Here is a 20,039-nt window from a genome sequence, read left to right on the forward strand (position 1 = left end):
GCGGAATCTTCTACACCTGCCGTAGAAGCCCGCCTTCACCGCGGAGGTGCCCGCGAGGTGTGCGTCAGCCTTGTGTGGGCCAGACGGCCCGCGGCTCTTCGTCGTCCCGGGCGATGAGCAGGGTGGCGCCTTCGAGCAGGTCCTCGGAGTCCAGGGCCTCCACGGCCGTGCGCACGCCCGCGTCGGCGTCCATCACCCGGCAGTAGACGCGGAGCTGCTGTGCCTGGAGCTCACCGCCTTCGACCTCGCCATTGCCCGTCCAGCCGAGCGCGTCCGTGAGCAGCTCCTCCACGGCGACGCGCTTCTCCACGTCGTGGCCGGTGCCCTTGCCCTCGACGGTGTACTGGACGATGAGGGTCATCATCGCCGTGGGCTCGGGCTCGTCATAGCCCTGGTCCACCAGGGGACCGGCGGCCTCGGCGATGACCATGTCCGGGTCTTCATCCGGGGGGAGGGGCAGTTGATGGTCTTCGCCCGTCTCGCCCACGAGGCCTTGGTGCACGGTGAGTGCGCCGTCATGCACCCAGGCCTCCCAGTAGCGGAGCCGGTTGCCTTCCTTCTTGTAGAGCTTCAGCACGCTTCGAGTCTCATTCGAGGGCCCCTGCATAGCACGGAGCCCGGGGGGCTTTTCGCTCAGAAGGCACGGCCCTGGCCCCCATCCACGGGCAGGGTGGCCCCTGTGACCCAGCGTGCGCGTTCAGAACAGAGGAAGGCCACCACGTCGGCCACTTCCTCGGGGGCGCCGAAGCGGCCCCAGGGCAGCTCGTCGCGCACCAGCCTGGCCACCTTCTCTGGGTTCTCCTTCTGGCGTTTGTCCCAGCTGCCGCCGGGGAAGAGGATGGAACCGGGGGCCACGCCGTTGACGCGGATGCGGTACTGCGCCAGGTCCACCGCCATCTCCTTGGTGAGCGCGGTGATGCCGGCCTTGGCGGTGGTGTAGGGGGCGCTGGTGGCGTACTCGCGGCCAAAGATGGAGTTGATGTGGACGATGCAGCCGCCGCCCTGCTGGCGCATGGCCTCCACGGCGCGCTGGCTGCACCACACGGCGGACAGGAGGTTCCGGTCCAGGACGGATGTCCACTGCTCGGCGGTGGCGGAATGGAAGGCGCCCGCGCCGCCGCTGCCCCCCACGTTGTTGACCAGGATGTCCAACCGGCCGAAGGCGCGCACCGCTGCCTCCACTGCCTCCACGGCGCCGGCCTGGGTGGCCACGTCCGTCACCACGGTGGCCACGTCCGCGCCCTCGGCGCGAAGCTGCGCCGCGGTGGCCTCCAGGGCCTCCGCGCCGCGTGCGCTGAGGCACACCCGCACGCCCTCGCGGGCCAGCACCGACGCGATGGCCCGGCCAATGCCCCGGCTGCTGCCGGTGATGAGGGCCGTCTTTCCTCTGAGCTCCAGGTCCATGGGCGGGCGTTCTACTGCGCCTTTCCGCTCATGGGGGCGTCATGGTGCCGGGGCGTTGAGTCCTGTGCGCAAGGCCGGGACGCATCGCCAGGGAGGGGTTCTGCTTCTCCGATGACCGGTGCCGCGGCCAAGCGCTTCGGCCGCGGGCATCAGAGGCGGCGGTCCTACTTCGCCTGGAAGCGCGCCTGTGCCGGGGTGGCCCCCGGGGTGCGCGTGACGCCGCGGTCCGGGTTGGCGGACAGGTGCTGGAGCACCTTGAACACCGTCTCCACCTCGTCCGGCATGCCGATGTCCGCCGCGAGCTGCTCGGCGGTGCGGGCCTCCGCGCGCGCCTCGCGCAGGCGCGTCGTCAGCTTGCGCTGGAGCTCCAGCACCACGCCCGCGGCCTTCTTGCCCGCCTCCACGCCCGGCTGGTGGTACGCGTTGATGTGCACCAGCGTGGCGTAGAAGCCCACGGCGCGCTCATACAGCGCAATCAGCGCGCCCAGCGTGCGCGCGCTCACGTCCGGCACGGTGAGGGTGAGCGACTCGCGGTCCTTCTCGTAGAGCGCGCGCCGCGTGCCCAGCAGGAAGCCCAGCAGGTAGTCACCGCTGGTGACGCCGGGCTCCACTTCCTGCGAGCCGCCGTCACGGTCCTTCAGCACCTCGATGAAGGTGACGAAGAAGTTGAGCACGCCTTCACGCAGCTGCTGCACGTAGGCGTGCTGGTCCGTGGAGCCCTTGTTGCCGTAGACGGCGATGCCCTGGTTCACCACCTGGCCATCCAGGTCCGTCTCCTTGCCCAGCGACTCCATGACGAGCTGCTGGAGGTAGCGCGACATCAGCAGCAGCCGGTCCTTGTACGGCAGGATGACCATGTCCTTGTGGCCCCGGCCGTCACCCGCGTAGTGCCACATGAGCGCCAGCAGCGCGGCCGGGTTCTTCAGCGCATCACGCTCCCGCGTCGCGGCGTCCATGTCGCGCGCGCCCTTCAGCAGCGCGTCGATGTCCAGCCCCTGCAGGCGCGCGGGGAGCAGGCCCACCGCGGACGTCACCGACGTGCGACCGCCAACCCAGTCCCACATGGGGAAGGTGCGCAGCCAGCCCTGCTTCTTCGCGTGGTTGTCCAGCTCGCTGCCGGCGCCGGTGACGGCCACCGCGTGCTTGCTGAAGTCCAGGCCGCGCGCCGAGTAGCCGCGCTCGGCCTCCAGCATGCCGTTGCGCGTCTCCTTGGTGCCACCCGACTTGCTGATGACCAGGGTGAGCGTCTCCGACAGCCGCTCACCCAGCTGCGCCAGCACGCGGTCGAAGCCGTCCGGGTCGGTGTTGTCGAAGAAGGACACCTGCATCGGGTCCTTCGCCGTGCCCAGCGCGTCCGCCACCAGCTGCGGCCCCAACGCCGAGCCGCCAATGCCGACAATCAGCACGTGCGTGAAGCGCTGCGCCTTCTGCGGCTTCACCCGGCCCTCATGCACGTCCTTCGCGAAGGCGTGGATGGCGGCCACCGTGTCGGTGATTTCCTTCTGGAGTGCGGGCTCGGGCGCCAGCTCCGGCGCGCGCAGCCAGTAGTGGCCCACCTTGCGCTTCTCGTCCGGGTTGGCGACGGCGCCCTTCTCCAGGGCCTCCATCGCGCCGAAGGCTTCCTCCAGGCGGGGGCGCATCCGCTCCAGGTAGTCCGCCGGGAAGCGCATCCGAGAGACGTCGAGCGTGAAGTCCAAGGCCGGGACGACGCACAGATAACGCTGGTACCGCTCCCACAGTTCTCGCTCGGTCATGGCTCCTCCTGGCAGTTCTCGCGTCGCGATAGGTGCCGGGTGGCTTAGCGCCTCCGTGCGCGGGTGGGAAGCTGGACGGCGGTGTCGGTGCGCGTCCACGGGGCCGCGGGCGGCCGGGTGCTCAACACCTCACACGGAGGGGCGTGCCGCTTCGGGCGGGGGCTGTACTCCGGGCGGCTGGGGCGCCTCTGGGGCGTCGGGCTTCCAGGCCGGGTTGCGGAAGACGTAGCTCAGGCGCTGCTTCAGGGAGCCGGGCCTCGCCGCGTCGCGCGTGATGGCCGCGAACTCGTGGAAGGCGATGCGCACGGGATTGAACGTCTCCAGGTTCTTCGTCAGGCCGTACACGGGCTTCTCGCCCTCTGGCTCGAACGTCCCGAAGAGGCGGTCCCAGATGATGAGGATGCCCGCGTAGTTCTTGTCCAGGTAGCGCGGGTTGGACGCATGGTGCACGCGGTGGTGTGACGGCGTGTTGAGCACCCACTCCAGCGGGCGCGGCAGCCGGCCAATGGCCTCGGTGTGAATCCAGTACTGGTAGAGCAGGCTGACGGACTGCTGCACGACAATCATCACCGGGTGGAACCCGAGCAGCGCCAGCGGTGCCCAGAAGACGAAGCTGGTGGGCGGCGTCCACGTCTGCCGCAGCGCCGTGGAGAGGTTGTAGTGCTGGCTGGAGTGGTGCACCACGTGGGAGGCCCAGAAGAAGCGGCTCTCATGGTGGACGCGGTGGAAGGCGTAGTAGCAGAGGTCGTCCGCGAAGAAGATGAGCACCCACGCCAGCACGCCGGTGCCCATGCGCAGCGGCGTCAGGTGGTAGAGCGCCAGGTAGCCGGCGAAGGCCACGCCCTTCCACAGGACGTTGATGGCCACGTTGCCCAGCCCCATGGAGAGGCTGGCAATCGTGTCCTTCCAGGTGTGGCCCACCATGGGACGGCCTTCGTCCCGCTGCTTCTTCACCCAGAGGGCCTCGGCAATCACCGTGAGGGTGAACACCGGGATGGCGGGGGTGATGAGGTCGGGGATGTGTGCTGCGTCCATGGTGGGACCCTCCGTGTCGGCGAACTCAGGAGCGGGCGCGGCGGCGAGGCCGCGTCAATGAGGGGAGGAAGGCGTTGCGCATGAAGTGGGTGAGCGCATCCAGCATGCGCCGGTGCGCCGGGTCGTTGGGCCGGGCGCTGCCTCCCACCGCGGCGCCCTGCACCGCGTCCAGCGCCAGCTCCACGATGGAGTCGAAGTCCGGGTGCGCGGAGGCCTCGGGGAACAGCTCGCGTGCCACGCGGTGCAGGTTCTCCCGGTGCGGCCCGTCCACCGCCGCCAGCGCCACGCGCAGCTCCGCGTCCGTGCGCGCCGCGACGTACAGCTCGATGGCGGCCTGCAGCTCCGGGCGCTGGAAGGCGGCCCACAACATGTCCACCGCCGCCGCGATGCGGTCCCTGCCCGATGGCCGGGCCCCCACACCGGCCAGGTAGTCCTGGATGAGCCGCGGGAAGAGGTGCTCCACCGCCGCGGCGAGCAGCTCCTCCTTCGTATCGAAGTGCGTGAAGAGCGCGCCCTGTGACAGGCCTGCCCGCTTGGACACCTCCACCGTCGTCAGCCGGGCGTAGCCCTGCTCCACCAGCGTTTCGATGGTGGCGTCCAGCAGCTTGCGCCGCGTCGTCTCACGGCGCTCCTGCTGCGTGCGGCGGACAGGCCGGGCCGGCGCGTCCGATGGAGTGTTCTTCGCGGCCATTCAACTCGCAGGATAAGTCTGAACTTAGTGAGTGACCAGTCACTTTCTGTGGTGAGGAGTGAGTGCTCCTCACAGTGGCGTGTGCCGCCACCTGTCCCCGTACACGGGCAGCTCGAAAGGGAAGTGGCCGCTCACGAGACGCGCCAAGCCCGCTTCCCCAGCGGCCCGGCGGGCAGGGGCCTGGGTGCCGAGTTCGCGGCGTTCGCTCGGGACTCGGGCATGATTCCCCTCGGGAGGGTGGGCGTGCCGATGCCCTCCGCGTCGTGCAGCAGGCGGGCGCGGCGAAAATCCGCAGGGAAATACCCGCGCCACTTGCCCCCGTTTCCGCCCCGCCCCGATATGAACCTTTCAGCCCTCCTCCTTGGTTCTCTCCTGGCTTCGGCCCCTGCGGTTCCTTCCTCTTCTTCCGCCACGGATGCGGGCGACGTGCCCGAGGTTGGCGTTCCCTTCGCCTGTGGTCGCATCCACACGGTGAGCCAGGGACATGACACGGGAAGTCACCAACACAACGACACACATGCGTGGGATTTCCGCATGCCGGATGGCACGCCCATCGTCGCCGCGCGTGACGGCACGGTGCGCCTGTCTCGCGGTGACAGCACGAAGGGGGGGTGTGACGAGAAGTTCGCGCCCTACGCCAACTACGTCGTCATCTCCCACGGCGATGGACTGGAGACGCAGTACCTCCACTTCAGCGCGGTGGTGGTGAAGCCGGGTGACGTGGTGAAGGAGGGCCAGCTCATCGGCTTCTCCGGCTCCACCGGCTGGGCCTGCGGCGCGCACCTGCACTTCAAGGTGGCGCGTGAGAGCGGCAAGGGTTGGAACAACCCGTCCGTGCCGGCGCGCATCGCTGGCTACGGAGACCCGGTGCGCGACACCCGCGTGGCCGCGCCCCTCTGCAAGGACAACGGCACGCAGGCGCTCATGGCGAGCAACGGCGGCACGCACACCCCGGGTCAGCCGGTGGTGTCCATGTCACCGGAGCGCCAGCAGGCCCTTCGCGGCCTCCCGCCCGGGGCGCAGAGCATCCTCGACGGTCTCTCCCAGCCTCCCGCCCAGGGCGGCCAGGGCCTCGACGAAGCGCGCACGTCCGGTGGTACCCGCACGGCGAGCGGCTCCAGCGAGACTCGCTGAGGCCAGCAACGCGCCCGCCCCGGCGAGCAGCATGAAGAGGGCCCCCGCGTTGACGAAGTAGTCCAACGGCAGCAGGGGGCCTTCCACGTAGGCCCGCACCACGCGGTAGCCCACATGGCCCAGCAGGGCCAGCAGCGGCAGGTTGATGAGCGGTAGCACCAGCCAGCGCGCGGTGCGCCACCATCCGGCCACCGCCTCCGCGACGCCGGTGGTGGCGGTGTAGCGCCAGGCGCCCGCTCTGGCCACCCGCACCTCCTCCAACAGCGTGTCCACGTCAGGGACGCCCAGCAGCGCGGGCTCCAGTCCGCTCGCGCGCGCCACGCTGCGCGCCTCCGCCAGCGCGGTGCGCGCCGCGGCCTGGGCGCTGAAGTCGTCCTCGAAGGGCTCCACCACGGCGGACTCCGCGGCCCTGGCGCGGGTGTGTCCGCGCACCACGTCCACCACGGTGGAAGCCGCCGCCACCGCCAGTCCCGCGGGCAGACTGCTCCGCCCCACCAGCGCCGCCGCACCCAGCCCGCTGGCGCCCCAGAGGGACAGCCGCAGGCCCCAGGCCGCGGGCCCCCAGAAGCGGCCTCCCGCCTGACGCCGCACCTCCGCCGCCAGGTGGCCGTGCGCCAGCCGCAGCCGCGCGTCGAAGTCCGCGCGCAGGCCCTCCGCCGCCTTCTCCATCCCCGAGTCCAGCGCGGCGCGCGTGCGTGACAGCATCGCGTCCGTCTCCTTCAGCGCGGCCTCCACGCGGGTGTGCACCTCTTCCAGCGCGCCCATCGCGTTCGTCTTGCGCACGCGCGCGGCCACCGCCTGCGTGGCCAGCCCGCGCAGGTGGAAGAGCAGGGCGCCGAACTCGCCGGACACGTCCCGGCCGTCCTTCGCCGCCAGGGCGCTGATGGCGAAGACGGGCACGTCTTCCTGGGCCAGGCCGTACTGCTCGGAGGCCACGCGGCGCACCTGGGCCTTGAGCGTGTCGCGCGACTCCGGAGACAGCTCGTCCGCGAAGTTGAGGATGAAGACGAGCGAGCGCCGGCGGGCGAACTCCGTGAGGAACTCCACCTGGGAGGCCTCCGCCACGCTGCCGCGGTGCATGACGACGAGCGCCACATCCGCGTGCTCCAGCGCCGCGCGGGCCACTTCGCGGTGCGTGGTGGCCACGCTGTTGAGGTCCGGCGTGTCGATGAAGACCTGTCCGCCCCACATGCCCTGGGGGCCGGGGGCATACGTCATGACCCGCGCGCCGGAGCCCGCCAGCGCGTCCGTGGGCGTGCCTTCGGGCGCGAACACGGTGGCGGCCGTGCTGGTGGGCCGGTTGACGCCTTCGCGCGACAGGGCCTGCCCCGCCAGCGCGTTGAGGAGGGTGGACTTGCCCGCGCCGGTGGCCCCCACCAACGCCACGCTCAGAGGGGCGTCCTTGCGCGCCACGCCGCGCGCATAGTCGTCCACGAGCCGCTCCAGGCGTGCGGCATGCGGCCGGAGCGCGGGCAGCTCCAGGGCCGTCTTCAGCAGGGAACGCAGGGCATCGGGTTCGGGCAGGCTCGTCTCGTCCACGTGGAGAGAGCCTGTCCCGGCTTCGGCCGGGTGACTACGAAGAAGATGCGCGGAGGGTGCGCCAGCGTGCAGTTTCCGCCGGGGGCCCTACCGGGAACGTCGGGCGTCCGGGTGGGGCGGGGAGCGGATGGCCGCGGGGATGCCTGGAGGAGTAGAAGCAGTACCACCATGGACCTCTTCCTCATGTCGCCGCCGGGACGCACGTGGGCCCTGCGTGGCCGCAGCAACTTCCGCAGCCGCGAGGCGCCGCCCGTGGACGCGCGTCAGGCCCGGCGGGAATGGCTGGCGCTGGCCCGGGACATCGAAGCGCGTGGCGGCACGGTGGTCGCGTTGCCGTCTCCCTCCGAGCTCCTGACGGGCATGCCGTACGCCGCCGAGTGTGGACAGGTGGTGGCGCGTCAGGGCGTCGCTCCGTTGTTCGTGCTGCCGCGGATGATGAGCGCGCACCGGCAGGCGGAGCGCGAGCACTGGGCGCCCCTGGCCCGGTCGCTGGGCATGGAGGTGGTGGACCCGGGCGTGGGCATCTGGGAAGCCCACGGCGACGTGGCCACCTTCGACGGCGTCACGCTGCTGTTCTGGGGCGGCCGCACGACGCTGGATGGCCTGGAGGCCGCGGCGCGGTACTTCCCCGGAGAGGTGCTGCGCATCCAGGTCCGCGAGCCCGCCTTCCACGGCAACATGGCGGTGCTTCCGCTGCCCGCGGTGGACCGGCTGATGGTGTGTCCGGACGTGATGGCGCCGGAGTCCCATGCGCTGCTGCGCGAGCGCTTCGGCGAGCACCGGCTGCTCCTCGTGACGGAGGCGGAGATTCGCCGCTACGCCACCAACGGGCTGCCGGTGGGGCGTGACGTGCTGGCGCCTTCGGTGGTGCCGGACTCGGTGCGGGAGCGGCTGGAGGCGCTGGGCCTGCGCGTGGTGTCGCTCACCATGCGAGAGCTGTGTGAGAAGGGAGGCGGCTCGTCACGCTGCCTCGTGTCGCGCGCGGAGGTGGACGCCGCGACGCTGAACATCCCAGACGCGTTCCGGCTGTCGGCCATCGCGAGGGACATCGATGCCGATGGGTGACGCGGACACGCTGTCTCGGCAGGCGGAGGCCTTCCTCGCTGCGCACCCTGGCGCGTCGCTGGTGGCGCTGGGCTCGGGTGAGCACGCGGGCTCGTTGGACTTGTCGCCGCTGGGCGTGCCGGTGACGTTCCTGCCCGCCGAGCGGAACGCGGACCTGGCGATGCAGTACCTGGCGCTGAATCAGCTCGCCTTCGGTGGCATCGGCGTGCCGCGTTGGGTGCTGTCGGACCTGTATCTGCTGCCGGGCGCCATTGGGCTGCTGCGCTGCCCGGCCCGGATGCTGGCGGCCCCCGTGCGCGAGCGGTTGGGGCTGGCCGACGAGGACCCAGCCATTGGCGCGGCCTACTACGCGGCGCCTTCGGTGACGCCAGGGTTGGTCATTGGCGTGTCGCTGCTGAGCGTGCTGCCGGGAACGGGGGCGTCGCCGTGGGTGAAGCTGCTCACGTTGCAGATGCTGCGCGCGCGGCGGCTGCGAGGCGTGGCCCAGTGGGACAACCCCAGCGTCCGTGTCCATTCCAGGCTGGGCCCGCTGCGCCTCGTGGGGCGAGTGCCCGGGGGCCATGAGTATGGCGAGCGCTCCTTCGTCTACGAGTCGGAGCTGACGGACCGGGTTCGGCTGGGGGACGCGATGGTGCGGCGCCTCTCGCTGACGCCGTCGCTGCGTGTACCCGCCACGGACCTTTCGGCGCTGAGCGCGCTGCTCGACCGCGCGGAGGCGGGCGAGGTGTTGCACCTGGTGCCTCCAGGGCTGGAGGCGGGGCAGGTGCTGGTGCGCGAAGGGCCGCTGGGCTGACGCGCGCGGGCGGGCTCAGGGCGCTGGCGCGGCGGGCGACTCCATGTCCTCTTCCAGCGCGAGCCGCAACGCGCGGGCGCCGTCGCGGAGGATGGGCGCGCCGTGGGAGAAGCACAGCGTCTCCACGGGGAGGTGGTCCAGGATGCGCTGGACGCTGTGCCGGGTGCGCAGCGGTTCGTCCTGGTATTCGCTGGGGATGAAGTCCGGCGTCTCGCCGTCCTCGTGCGTGAGCAGGTCGGAGATGAACGCAACGGCGCGCGGGTGTTGCTGCATCCACAGCGTGTACATCGCCTCGGTGGGGCCGGGGGTGTGGAACGAGATGAGTCCCCCGGGCAGCGTGTCTCCCGCGACGTAGAAGAAGTCGGGCTGCTCCTCCAGCGACTGTGCTCCCTCGGGTGCCCAGACGGGCACCTTGAAGGCCTTGCGCAGCCGCCACGCGGAGCGCTGGTGGTTGCCCGCCGTCAGGACGATGGCGGAGATGTTCCCCAGCTTGCGCAGCGCTTCCTCGTCGATGGGCAGCGGGTCGATGAGGACGACGGCGCCATCCGTGTCCACCACGGCGTACGCGTCACTGCGCGCGCCGCCGATGCGGTCATCGGAGAGGGTCCAGTGGTGGACGCCAGGCACCAGCTCGCTTGTCCGCTTCGCCTTCCCCTTGGGCTCGCTCATGCGGACAAAGCTAGGCACCCCCAGCCGTTGTCACGTGGGCGGGGAGGGAGGCCACGGCCTGGATGCTCCGCTGCTTCCACGGCGGGCGCCCGAGGATACGGGGACGTCGTCCGTGGGACGGCACAACGTTCCCGCATGATGGCGCGAATCTCTCGCGGTGTGCTGCTGACCCGGCCCCTGGTGCTCTTCGACGGCGACTGCGCGTTCTGCCGGCGTTGGGCGGCGCGCTGGCGGTGGCGCACCGGGGACCGTGTCCGCTACCGGCCGGGCAGCGGGTGGCGCCGCTGGCTGCTGGGCATCCCGAAGGCGGACATGCGCAGGGCCATGCAACTGGTGGAGCCCTCCGGCCGGGTATCCCAGGGCGCGGAGGCCCTCTTCCGCGCGCTCGCCGCGTCGCCTCGCCGGGGGACTCGGGTGGCCGCGAGGCTGGGCCTGATGCCGGGGGTGTTGCAGGTGGCCCAGGGCGTCTATGCGGTGGTGGCCCGGAATCGCCGTCAGGCGGCGGGCGTGGACCGCTGGCTCTTCGGGCGCGCGGTGGTGCCGCACGAATACCGGTGGGTGCGCTGGGCCTTCCTGCGGCTGCTGGGAGGAACGTTCCTCATCGCCTTCACCTCGCTGGGGCGGCAGGTGCGGGGACTGTATGGGGCGCAAGGCCTCCGGCCCGTGGCGGAGCGCCTGGCCGCGGAGCGGCGCGAGGAGGCTTCGGCGCTCGCGAGGTGGCGGCGCATCCCGTCGCTGTTCTGGTTGGACGCTTCGGACGCCGCGTTGGTGCGTGGGTGCTGGAAGGGCCAGGTTCTGTCCCTGGCGTTGCTCTTCAACGTGGCGCCCCGCTTCAGCGTGTCGACGCTGTGGGCGCTGTACCTCTCCTACGTGGCCGTGGGGCGTGAGTTCCTCTCCTTCCAGTGGGACGTGCTGCTGCTGGAGATGGGACTGCTGGCGGCGCTCACCGCGCCCGGAGGACTGCGGCCGGGCCTGGGCCGTGACGAGCCCTCTGCGCTGGATGTGTTCCTCTTTCGGCTGCTCGTATTCCGGCTCTACTTCGGCTCGGGGCTCAGCAAGCTCCAGTCAGGGGACCAGACCTGGCGCGAGTTGAGCGCGTGTGAGCACTATTACGAGACGGCGCCGCTGCCCACGCGGGGGGGGTGGTACGCGCATCATCTGCCGCGTCGGCTCCAGCGGGCCTCGACCGGAGCGGTGCTCTGGCTCGAGACGGTGGTGCCCTTCCTGGCCTTCGGGCCCCGGCGCTTGCGGCAGTTCGCCTTCTGGAGTCTGAGCGGCTTGCAGACCGCCATCGCCGCCACGGGGAACTACGGCTTCTTCAACGTCCAGGCCTGGGTGCTGGGCGTGTGGCTCCTGGATGACGCGGCGCTGCGGCGGGTGCTGCCTTTGAAGGACGGGCCTCCCGCTCAGCCACGGCCCTGGTGGCGTACCGGCGTGTCCGCGCTGGTGGTGTCGCCGCTGCTGGTGCTGGGGGCGTCGGAGGTGCTTCGCCGGTTTGAAGGGTGGCAGCGGTACCGCCCCGAGCGCGTCGGCGCGATGCTGACGTGGCTGGAGTCCCATGCGCGGCCCCTGCGTTCGGTGAATCCCTACGGCCTCTTCAGCGTGATGACGGTGCAGCGGCCGGAAATCCTCGTGGAGGGCTCCGACGACGGTGTGCAGTGGAAGGAATACTCCTTCCGCTACAAGGTGGGGGACCCGGCCCGGCCTCCCCGGCTGGTGGCTCCCCACCAGCCGCGGCTGGACTGGCAGATGTGGTTCGCCGCGCTCGGCTCGCCTCCTGGCTGGTTCGTCGCGTTCCTGGCCCGGCTGCTGGAGGGCTCGCCGGACGTCCTGGGCCTGCTGGCGAGCAACCCCTTCCCGGACCGGCCGCCTCGGATGGTGCGAGCGGTGCTGTACGACTACCGGATGACGGACGTGGCCGAGCGGCGGCGCACGGGCATCTGGTGGCGGCGGGAGCGGCTGGGCCTCTACGTGCCGCCCCTCTCGCTGGCGCCCGGGCCCCGGCCTCGTGGACGCATTCCCGCGCTGCAATGGCATGCCGGGGCGTGAGGCGGGTGGGGGCAGGCGTGCGGCCCTGAACCTCGAAGGCCCCTTTTCGTACGCCGCCGATGGGGTGGGGCTACAATGGGGGCTTCCCACCCATCTCCGCCGTCGTGACGCCGTGAAGACGCCGCGCATTCCTATTTGCCTCCCCCTTGTCGCCGTCATCGGGCTGCTGAGCGCCTGCGGGCCCACGCCCACCACCATGAAGCTGGAGCCGCTGGAGACGAAGTACCTCCGCACGCCTGGGCAGACCGTGAAGCTGGCCTACGAGGTCTTCGACGCGGAGGGCCAGCCCATGTCCAACCCGAAGCTGCGGTGGACCAGCTCCGCGCCGGACGTGGCGCAGGTCCAGGAAGGCTTGCTGACGGTGCGCAAGTCGGGGAAGACGACCATCGGCGCGACGGGTGGCAAGGTCCGCGCGGCGTTACCGCTGGAGCTGACCATCCTCAACTCGCTGGACGTGCGTGCCCCAGGCGCGGACTTCCTCGAGGTGGGGCGTGTCATCAAGCTGCGCGTGGTGGCGAGGAACGAGCAGGGCTCTTCGTTGCAGGACGCCATGCCCACGTTCCGCTCCTCGGATGAGACGGTGGCGCGGGTGGAGGACGGGCAACTGGTGGCCGTGCGCCCGGGCAAGGCGACCCTGAGCGCGACACTGGGGCACCTCAGCCGGCACATCGCGGTGCAGGTGGTGCCGGCGGACTTCGCGCGGCTGGGCCTCAACCTCACGCACCACGCCTTCCAGCGGAGGGGTCAGTCCGTGCAGCTCCAGGCGCGCGCCTTCAATCGCAGCGGCGTCGTGCTGGACACGGTGCCGCTGGAGTTCTTCACCTCGGACTCCGCCGTGGTGTCGGTGTCACCCGAAGGCCGCGTGACGGCGGTGGGCTCCGGGCGCGCGGTGGTGTCCGTGGTCGCCGGCCGGCGGCGGACGGCGGCGGAGTTCGTCGTCCCGTAGCGAGTCTTCCCCCGCGTCTACGGCTTCGGCGCCGCGGGAGCCTTCGACTTCGCCTTGGGCGTGGCAGGCGCTTTCTTGGTGGGGCGCTTGCGCTTCTTGTCCTCCGCGTCCTCCGGGCAGGGCGGACGCGGTCCGTCGCTCGGCGGCTGGATGGTGAAGTCGACGCGGCGGTTGAGCGCCATGCCTTCTTCCGTCGCGTTGTCCGCCAGCGGCCGTGAGCGGCCAAAGCCCTGTGAGCACAGCCGCTCCGCCGCCACGCCGCTCTCCACCAGGAAGCGCATGACGCTGGCCGCGCGGCGACGTGACAGGTCCAGGTTGTACGCATCGCTGGCGCGAGAGTCGGTGTGACCCTCGATGTGCACCCGGTCCGCCTCGGTGTTCTCGTTCATCACCCGAGCGACCTCCTCCAGGATGGGGAAGGACTCGGAGAGGATGATGTCCTGGTCGGTGGCGAAGTTGAGCTGCTCCAGGATGACAATCCGGTTGCCATCGCGGCGGGCCAGCGGGCACCCGTCCTTGCCGCGGCTGCCGGCGGGCTGGTCCGGGCACCGGTCGAGCCGGTCGACCACGCCGTCACCGTCCTTGTCCGTGTCCGGGCAGCCCATGTTGGCCACGGGGCCGGCCACGTCGGGGCACGCATCCGACTCGCCAATCACGCCGTCACCATCCGGGTCGATGGGCGGCGGCGGAGGCTCGGGCGGCTCCTTGAAGCGCTCCAGGGCCTCCCACTCGCGCGTCTTCGCCGGAATCCACAGGATGGACGTGAAGAAGCTCAGCGAGGGCGAGGCGATGGAGCAGCCGCAGCCCATACCGCCGCCGAACGTGAAGGTGAGGCCGGTGGAGCTGTACCAGCGCAGGCCGAAGAGCGCCTCCGCGGGGATCTGCCGGGGCTCATCGGGCTGCTTCTGCAATCCCACCGCGCCGTGCACCATGCCCACCGCGGTGACACCGCTGCCGCGGAGGATGGGGACCTCCGCGCCGACGCCGAAGGGCATCATGTCGCCCACGGACACGCCGCTGAAGACGCGGTCCGGGCGCTTCCAGAAGCCGCCGTTGAGCGCCAGGAGGATGCCGTTCTCGAAGCGGTAGTCCAGCACCAGGCCCGGGGCCCAGGTCAGCTCGCCGTCTCCGGCGAAGGCGTCCTGGGCGCCGGTGGGGAAGCTCACGTTGAGCGTCACCGCGCCGCCCCAGCCCTTGCCCTCGGCGGGCCGGCGCAGGCCCGGGATGGCCACCTTGCCGGTGAGCCGGAGGTCACCGAGCACGAAGCTCTCCACGCTCCCCTCGGTGCCGATGACCTCCAGGTTGGCGCCGCCCTGGGCGAGGATGAGCGGCATGTCCACGCCGACCTCGGCCCAGTCGAAGAGGCCAATGGTGGCCATGACGTCCAATTGAAGGCGGTTGCCGACCAGGTTGATCTTGCTCAGGTCTCCGCCTTCGGGAATCAGCGACAGGGGATTGAGCGAGTAGCTGAGGTACGGCCCGGCCGAGACGGACAGGTGTGACAGCGGACGCGACTGCTGCACCACGACCAGGTCCTGGGGCGCGCCGGACGGACGGAAGAGCTGCACGTTGAAGCGCGCGTCTGGCTGCGCAGTGGCGGTGGTGGACAACCCCAGCGCCACGATGAGGAACAGGTGCGAGGGCTTCATCGAGCAGGGCGCCGGGAGCGGAGGAACGTGAGACCCGCGGCGAGCAGTAGCAGGAAGGTGGTGCTTCCAGCGGGCGTGGCGTCGGCGGTGGTGCCGCAGCAGAAGGCGCCGCCTTGGGGCTCGGTGCCCGGCTTGCGGCGGCCGCGCTCGCACTCCATCGTCTTCGCGGAGCAGTGCTCCACGCCCAGGCAGTCTCCGCTGTCGGAGCAGGCGGTGGAGCAGGTGTTGGTCACGGTGTCGCAGGTGCCGCCGCAGGGGCAGTGGGCATCCGCGAAGCACTCCACGCAGGAGGTCCCGTCACAGACCGTTCCCGGCTCGCACGTCACCGCGCACGCGCCCGAGTTCTCACACGTGCGCGTGGTGGGGTTGCACACGCCGCTCCCGCAGTCCCCGTCATCCGTGCAGCCCACGCAGGTGCTGCCCTGCGTGGTGCCATTGGAGAGGCAGAAGGGGGTGTCACCACCGCAGGCGCCACAGCGGGGGCCGCAGTGCTTGTCCGTGGTGCAGGACGCGCATTCGCCACTGAGGCAGAACTGGCCGTCGCCACACTCCAGGTCGTTGCGACACTGGACGCAGACTTCGCCGTCGAGGCAGTAGGGGCGCTCGCCGGGGCACTTCACGCAGCCAGGGCCGCAGCTGTCGGCCGTGTTGCACGAAGGCACGCTGTCCACGCAGCGGCCGTTGGCGGTGTCGCACTGCTGTCCCTCGGCGCACTGGCTGCTGGTGGTGCACTCCACACAGGTCGGCGTGGCACCGGGCGTCAGTGCCATGCACTGGGTGCCGTTGGGGCAGCAGTTGCAGGAGTTGCCGGCGCACGAATCATTGGTGGCGCAGGGCGAGCAGACGTTGTCGGTGCAGGACTCGCCTTGAGGGCAGTGGGCGTCTTGCGTGCACTCGCGGCACTCGTGGATGTCGGTGGCGCAGACCTCGCCGTTGGTGCACTGGCTGTCGTTCTTGCACTCGACACATGTGAATGTTTCGGTGTCACAAGCGCCCGTGGCGCAGTCACTGTCTTCGTTGCAGCCGGTGCACTGGTTGGTTTCGAGGTCGCAGCGGCCGTTCGGGCACTGGCTGTCCTCGGTGCACTGCACGCACTGGGTGCGGCCGTTGAGGTTGGCGCAGTGGGGCGCGGACTCGCCGCAGGGGGAGCAGTCCTCGCCGCAGAAGAGCGAGGAGTCGCAGGGCGCGCAGAGGGCCGCTGCGTTGCAGTGGTAGAAAGAACCGCAGCCGCCAGTGCCTGGGATGTTCGCGAACTGGCGGTTGCACTGCTCGCAGCGGTTGATGTCGTCTGGGAAGGAGGGACGTCCGCCCTCTGTGTGGAAGAAGAGCTCTGGCGGAGCAAGGACGAAACCGGCTGTGTTGAGCTTGACGATGGGGTCGGTGCTGGCGCCACGCTCTGTATCTGGAAACGCACCGACGAACGTCGAGAGCTCAAGCGCAGAGTGCTCGCTGACCTGAGCGTAGAGGATCTCTACGGGATAGAGGCCCGGTCTCTCAAAGACCACGGTGTTGGTCGTGCGCCAGGACGCGATTCCGAGCTGCGGTGGCCGGTTGATGACCTGATAGGGCGTCTGGCTAAGGTCATAGATGACGAAGCTGACGGCATCGTCGGCATAGAACCCGAAGTGTAGAGGGACTTCCACCCACTGTGGTTGGACGTTGATGTATCCGCGAAATCGGGCGCCGAAGGACGAGAACGTTGGGTGTGGGGAGGCACATCCGCCTCTACCGCACGAACCAACGGAGTTCACGAAGTCGCCGTAGCTTGGCTGCTGAATCGTTGGGTCGTTTGGATCGCCTAGCGTGATGTTGTTCGAGAGGTCGAACAACGTGCGGAGTACGGAGGTGACGCGTCGCGGCCTGCTCGACTCCATGAACGCATTGAAGGTACCGGGGAATGTGGCCTCGCTCTGAGGGAAGTCCACGGCCGGAGTCGATGATGTGCTTGATGCCATGCACAACCCGGTGCCGACTGCTCCTGGCGAAGGAGCTACGGGAACCCCACGGATGCGGACAAGTTCTGGCGCCTTTTCGCCTGGCTCTGGCTGTGCCTGCGCAACACTGGCGAGGCACACCGTCAGGACAGTGAGCGCGGTACGCGCGATGCGGGACACGGGCGATTTCAAAGCCCCGCAACAATGCGGGATATCTCCCACAACCGCAATTCCGGCAACGTGCGGCTTTCCGCTACGACGTCGCAGGTCCTCCAGCGGTCGCTCAACGGCGGAGATTCAGTGGGCCGTTGCTACTCGGAATAGTTTGAAATGCAGGTCGCTCTGACTCAGACCCGCTTGCAGCTCACGTCCCCATCCTGGGAGCGGATGAACGCGGCGGTGAGTTCCGTGCCCAGGGCCGCGCACAGCACCTCGAAGGTCCGCCGCCGGGCGCCGCCAACCACAGACGGCTGACTGGCCAGTGTCTCGGGATGTCGCACGAAGATGTTGTAGCCCACGATGCAGCCATCCGCGCGGAGCACGGTGATGCCATCGGTGGCCATCATTCCCCGCAGCAACTGCGCGGCGGCGCGCACGGCGGTGCCCGCGCTGTCAGTGGGGTCCGCGTGGTAGCGCTCCAGCAACGCCACGATGTCCAGCGGACGGGGCAGGATGATGCCGTCCACGAACAGCGTGGAGCCCGCGCGCTCCCGGGGGAGCACCGCCACGAGCGCGCCGTGGGAGCCCTGCATCACCTCGAAGAGCACCCGGCGGAAGAACCCTCGCGCGCGCTCGCGACTGTGCGTGGTGACGCCGGCCGTGACGACGTCCGCCAGCTCATCCATCACCTCTGGCGGAGAGGCCGACTCCACCCTCGCGCCGGACAGGTACACATGCCGGCACAGCCCTCCGCCCGAGCGCAGCTCCAGGATGTTGTCGGCGAGCTGAAGCACACCCACGACGCCCGCGCCCCTGTCCTCGACGCGGCGCAGCCGCTCCAGCGGCGTCTCCGCTAGAGGAAAGGGGTCCGTCCGGAAGACGCCGTAGGCGAAGCCCTCCGGGACGCGCAGGAGGTACAGCGCCCACCAGCGCCCCTGGCCCAGCGGCGCGCACTGCTTGAGCGCGCGCTGGATGGTGGCGCGCGAACGCGGACCGATGCCGATGGCAATCGGGTCATGCCCGCCCAGGTGTTCGAGCAGCTGTCCCAGGTCGTCTCCCACGAAGGCCATGGGAAACAGCGGAGCTCCCTCTTCGCGATAGCGCGACAGGGTGACGATGAGCTCTCCGATGGCGTCCGCCGTCAGCTCGCAGGACATGGATGCTTCGTCCAGGAACGTGCTGACGGCGTCGGTCAGCAGGTGGCGGAAGGACAGGACGAGAGGTGGGGAGCCCAGTCCGGCTGGGTCCGAGCCGTTCATGAGACCCACAGCATGGCGCATTGCCGCCGGGCACGCACGGACGGAGTGACAGCGGTCCAGGAGGCTCGTTCCCTCGCCGAGGCGTCATCGTGCGCCGATGTCCGCCGGTTCAGCCCCGGCTGATGCAGGGTGTCAGCGCCGCTGGGTACACTCGGGACTCAGGGCCCGTCAGGACAAGCCTGCCCGGGCCTCGTCCAGGCGGGCCGCCGTCTGGTTCCAGTCGCTGGCCAGCCCGTCGAGCTGCTCCAGGATGTCGGAGAAGTACCGCGCCTCCAGGGCCTTCGACAGGGTCGCGCCGTGGGCATCCGCCCACTTCTTCGTGACACGAGCCCGCACCTGGGCGCCCAGCAGGTCCACGAAGCGCTCCATCAGCGGCGTGGACAGCAGCGTGCCCGCCCAGACGACCGCGTCATGGCCCATGCCGCCCGTGGCCACCGTCACGGCCGCCGCCGCGCCTGACGGTACGGAGTACACCAGCGTCGTCAGTGTCTGGAGAATCTCCTCCCGCATGTCGCCCTGAAGCTCCGCGGAGACCAACTCCCGGCAGTACGCATACAGCGTGGCCCGGTCCGCCGCGTGCGCGTGCAGGGGCTCGAAGCCCAGCGGCTCCTCCAGCTTCGTCAGCGTCACCGGGCCGAAGGCTTCCTCCAGCTTCGTCCGCGTCTGCGCGTCGGCGCGCCACGCGGCCACTTCCGGCGCGAAGGCATCCACCAGCCGCCGCACTCCGTCCTTCAGTGACTCGTCCACCGCGTGGGTCGGCGTGTCCGGGCCCGGGGCCTCGGGCGCGGTGAAGGACTCGCGCACCTTGCGCGTGACGAAGGTGAGCGCCGTGGCCAGCCCTCGGAAGGGCAGGCGCACCCACTTGTGGAACTGACTGCGCGCATCCAGTTCGTCGCGGAAGGCGTCGATGAGCACGTCCGCGGGCACGGCCTTCAGCGCCGCGTGCGCCCCCACCACGTCCAACTCGTGGCGCAGTCGCTTGCGGAGCCGGTCGGGCTCCCGCGCCGCCTCCGAGGCCGCGCGCGACACGGCCTCCATCTCCGCGCGCGCATCCGCGAGCGAGGCTTCCAGCGCCCGGGCCTTCAGCTCGCGCGCGTGTTCGGCCTGTCCTAGCAGCGCCCCCAGCGCGGGCTTCCCGTCCAGGGGCTCCGTGGCCAGGGGCTTCAGCCCCGCCTCCACGTCGGGCTGGTGCGGCGCCAGGTAGCGCGCCAGCGCCGGGTGGCCCACGTCCTCGGCGAGCTTGTCCAGGTGCCCGCGGGCCACCTCCTCGCGCGTGGCCTCGTTATAGACGAGCAGGTACGGCCGCCCATGCCCCACGGCCGCGCGCAGGAAGTCCACCAGCGCGGCGTTCTGGTACGTCTGTCGGCTCACCACGAACGCCAGCACGTCCACGGTGACGAGCAACGCCTCCGCGCGCTCGCGGTTGTCGCGGTACACGCTGTCGAAGTCCGGCGTGTCCATGACGAGCAGCCCGCGAGGCACCGCGTCCGACAGCGTCAGGTACAGCCGGCCCGGAGGCCCCGCCTGGTCCACGGGCGCCGCGTCGCCGGAGGCCACGAGCACGATGTCATAGCGCCGCGTCAGGAAGTCCTTCAGCGGCCCGGTCCACGTCTCCGGGTGGGCCGCCGCCAGGCACTGCTTGGTGAGCCCGCCCTCGGGCCTCGCGGGGGACAGCGCCGCGCCCACCAGCGAGTTGAAGAGGGTGGACTTGCCCACGTTGTTGGGACCGGCGATGGCCACCAGCAGCAGCGGGGAGTCCGCGGAGCCCAGGCGGGGGAGCAGGTCGCGGCGCAGGCGTTCGGCCAGACGGCGCGCGAGCTCGGCGTCCGAGGCGTCCGGGAAGCGCTCGGGAGCGGGCAGGGCGTCCAGGGCGGACGCGAGGCAGGTGCGCAGGGTGTACGGGTCTCTCATCACCAGAAGTCCTCGCACCACAGCACGCGGGACGCCCCGTGCCCAGGC

General features: G+C 70.5%; 15 protein-coding genes and 1 pseudogene. 5 read left to right on the plus strand and 11 right to left on the minus strand.

Annotated features, from left to right (window positions below; genetic code table 11):
* Positions 1 to 64: 64 nt before the first annotated feature.
* The 5 genes from BLU09_RS07380 to BLU09_RS07400 form a co-directional block, all read right to left on the minus strand.
* Positions 65 to 607, minus strand: a complete 543-nt coding sequence (locus BLU09_RS07380) for a hypothetical protein (protein WP_090487605.1) — start codon at positions 605 to 607, stop codon at positions 65 to 67.
* A gap of 26 nt (positions 608 to 633) precedes the next feature.
* Positions 634 to 1,404 (minus strand): SDR family NAD(P)-dependent oxidoreductase, encoded by a 771-nt coding sequence (locus tag BLU09_RS07385; protein ID WP_090487609.1) that lies wholly within the window; start codon positions 1,402 to 1,404, stop codon positions 634 to 636.
* Positions 1,405 to 1,568: 164 nt separating this feature from the next.
* Positions 1,569 to 3,158, minus strand: coding sequence for a glucose-6-phosphate isomerase (locus BLU09_RS07390; RefSeq protein ID WP_090487612.1), 1,590 nt, complete (start codon positions 3,156 to 3,158; stop codon positions 1,569 to 1,571).
* 129 nt (positions 3,159 to 3,287) lie between these two features.
* A complete protein-coding gene (locus tag BLU09_RS07395) occupies positions 3,288 to 4,193 on the minus strand; it encodes a sterol desaturase family protein (protein WP_090487615.1) in 906 nt (301 codons plus the stop codon).
* 25 nt (positions 4,194 to 4,218) lie between these two features.
* The gene (locus BLU09_RS07400; RefSeq protein WP_090487618.1) at positions 4,219 to 4,884 is read right to left on the minus strand and encodes a TetR/AcrR family transcriptional regulator; all 666 of its coding nucleotides are present in this window, start codon (positions 4,882 to 4,884) and stop codon (positions 4,219 to 4,221) included.
* Between the two features lie 339 nt (positions 4,885 to 5,223).
* Here BLU09_RS07400 and BLU09_RS39840 point away from each other — a divergent pair.
* Positions 5,224 to 5,679 (plus strand): annotated as a pseudogene (locus BLU09_RS39840) (M23 family metallopeptidase); the annotation flags it as partial.
* A gap of 180 nt (positions 5,680 to 5,859) precedes the next feature.
* Here the strand turns inward: BLU09_RS39840 and BLU09_RS07410 are convergent.
* On the minus strand, positions 5,860 to 7,557 hold the full coding sequence (locus BLU09_RS07410) for a GTPase (protein WP_090487621.1): 1,698 nt from the start codon (positions 7,555 to 7,557) through the stop codon (positions 5,860 to 5,862).
* A gap of 168 nt (positions 7,558 to 7,725) precedes the next feature.
* Here BLU09_RS07410 and BLU09_RS07415 point away from each other — a divergent pair, with 168 nt between their 5' ends.
* Positions 7,726 to 8,622 carry a dimethylarginine dimethylaminohydrolase family protein gene (locus tag BLU09_RS07415; RefSeq protein ID WP_090487623.1) on the plus strand — a complete coding sequence of 299 codons (897 nt, stop codon included), beginning with the start codon at positions 7,726 to 7,728 and terminating at the stop codon, positions 8,620 to 8,622.
* Positions 8,609 to 9,415, plus strand: coding sequence for a hypothetical protein (locus tag BLU09_RS07420; protein ID WP_090487626.1), 807 nt, complete (start codon positions 8,609 to 8,611; stop codon positions 9,413 to 9,415). Before BLU09_RS07415 ends, BLU09_RS07420 begins: the two co-directional genes overlap by 14 nt.
* 15 nt (positions 9,416 to 9,430) lie before the next feature.
* Here BLU09_RS07420 and BLU09_RS07425 read toward each other — a convergent pair whose 3' ends face one another.
* Complete coding sequence (locus BLU09_RS07425; RefSeq protein ID WP_186817991.1) at positions 9,431 to 10,084, minus strand: MBL fold metallo-hydrolase; 654 nt, start codon at positions 10,082 to 10,084, stop codon at positions 9,431 to 9,433.
* A gap of 135 nt (positions 10,085 to 10,219) precedes the next feature.
* On the opposite strand from BLU09_RS07425, the gene BLU09_RS07430 reads away from it, so the two are divergent.
* A complete protein-coding gene (locus BLU09_RS07430) occupies positions 10,220 to 12,133 on the plus strand; it encodes a lipase maturation factor family protein (protein ID WP_244171500.1) in 1,914 nt (637 codons plus the stop codon).
* Between the two features lie 112 nt (positions 12,134 to 12,245).
* A complete protein-coding gene (locus BLU09_RS07435; RefSeq protein WP_090487632.1) occupies positions 12,246 to 13,079 on the plus strand; it encodes an Ig-like domain-containing protein in 834 nt (277 codons plus the stop codon).
* Positions 13,080 to 13,096: 17 nt separating this feature from the next.
* On the opposite strand, the gene traB is transcribed toward BLU09_RS07435, so the two are convergent.
* The 4 genes from traB to BLU09_RS07455 form a co-directional block, all read right to left on the minus strand.
* Positions 13,097 to 14,728, minus strand: a complete 1,632-nt coding sequence (traB, locus tag BLU09_RS07440) for an outer membrane exchange protein TraB (RefSeq protein ID WP_090487635.1) — start codon at positions 14,726 to 14,728, stop codon at positions 13,097 to 13,099.
* Positions 14,725 to 16,884 carry an outer membrane exchange protein TraA gene (traA, locus tag BLU09_RS07445; protein WP_090487640.1) on the minus strand — a complete coding sequence of 720 codons (2,160 nt, stop codon included), beginning with the start codon at positions 16,882 to 16,884 and terminating at the stop codon, positions 14,725 to 14,727. The genes traB and traA overlap by 4 nt, the downstream gene beginning before the upstream one ends.
* A gap of 125 nt (positions 16,885 to 17,009) precedes the next feature.
* Entirely contained in the window at positions 17,010 to 18,080 is a 1,071-nt protein-coding gene (locus tag BLU09_RS07450) for a hypothetical protein (protein ID WP_244171501.1), read from the minus strand.
* Between the two features lie 168 nt (positions 18,081 to 18,248).
* Positions 18,249 to 19,991 carry a GTPase domain-containing protein gene (locus BLU09_RS07455; protein ID WP_186817992.1) on the minus strand — a complete coding sequence of 581 codons (1,743 nt, stop codon included), beginning with the start codon at positions 19,989 to 19,991 and terminating at the stop codon, positions 18,249 to 18,251.
* Positions 19,992 to 20,039 lie beyond the last annotated feature (48 nt).

The sequence above is a fragment of the Myxococcus virescens genome (genome assembly GCF_900101905.1).
Classification (GTDB): Bacteria; Myxococcota; Myxococcia; order Myxococcales; family Myxococcaceae; genus Myxococcus; species Myxococcus virescens.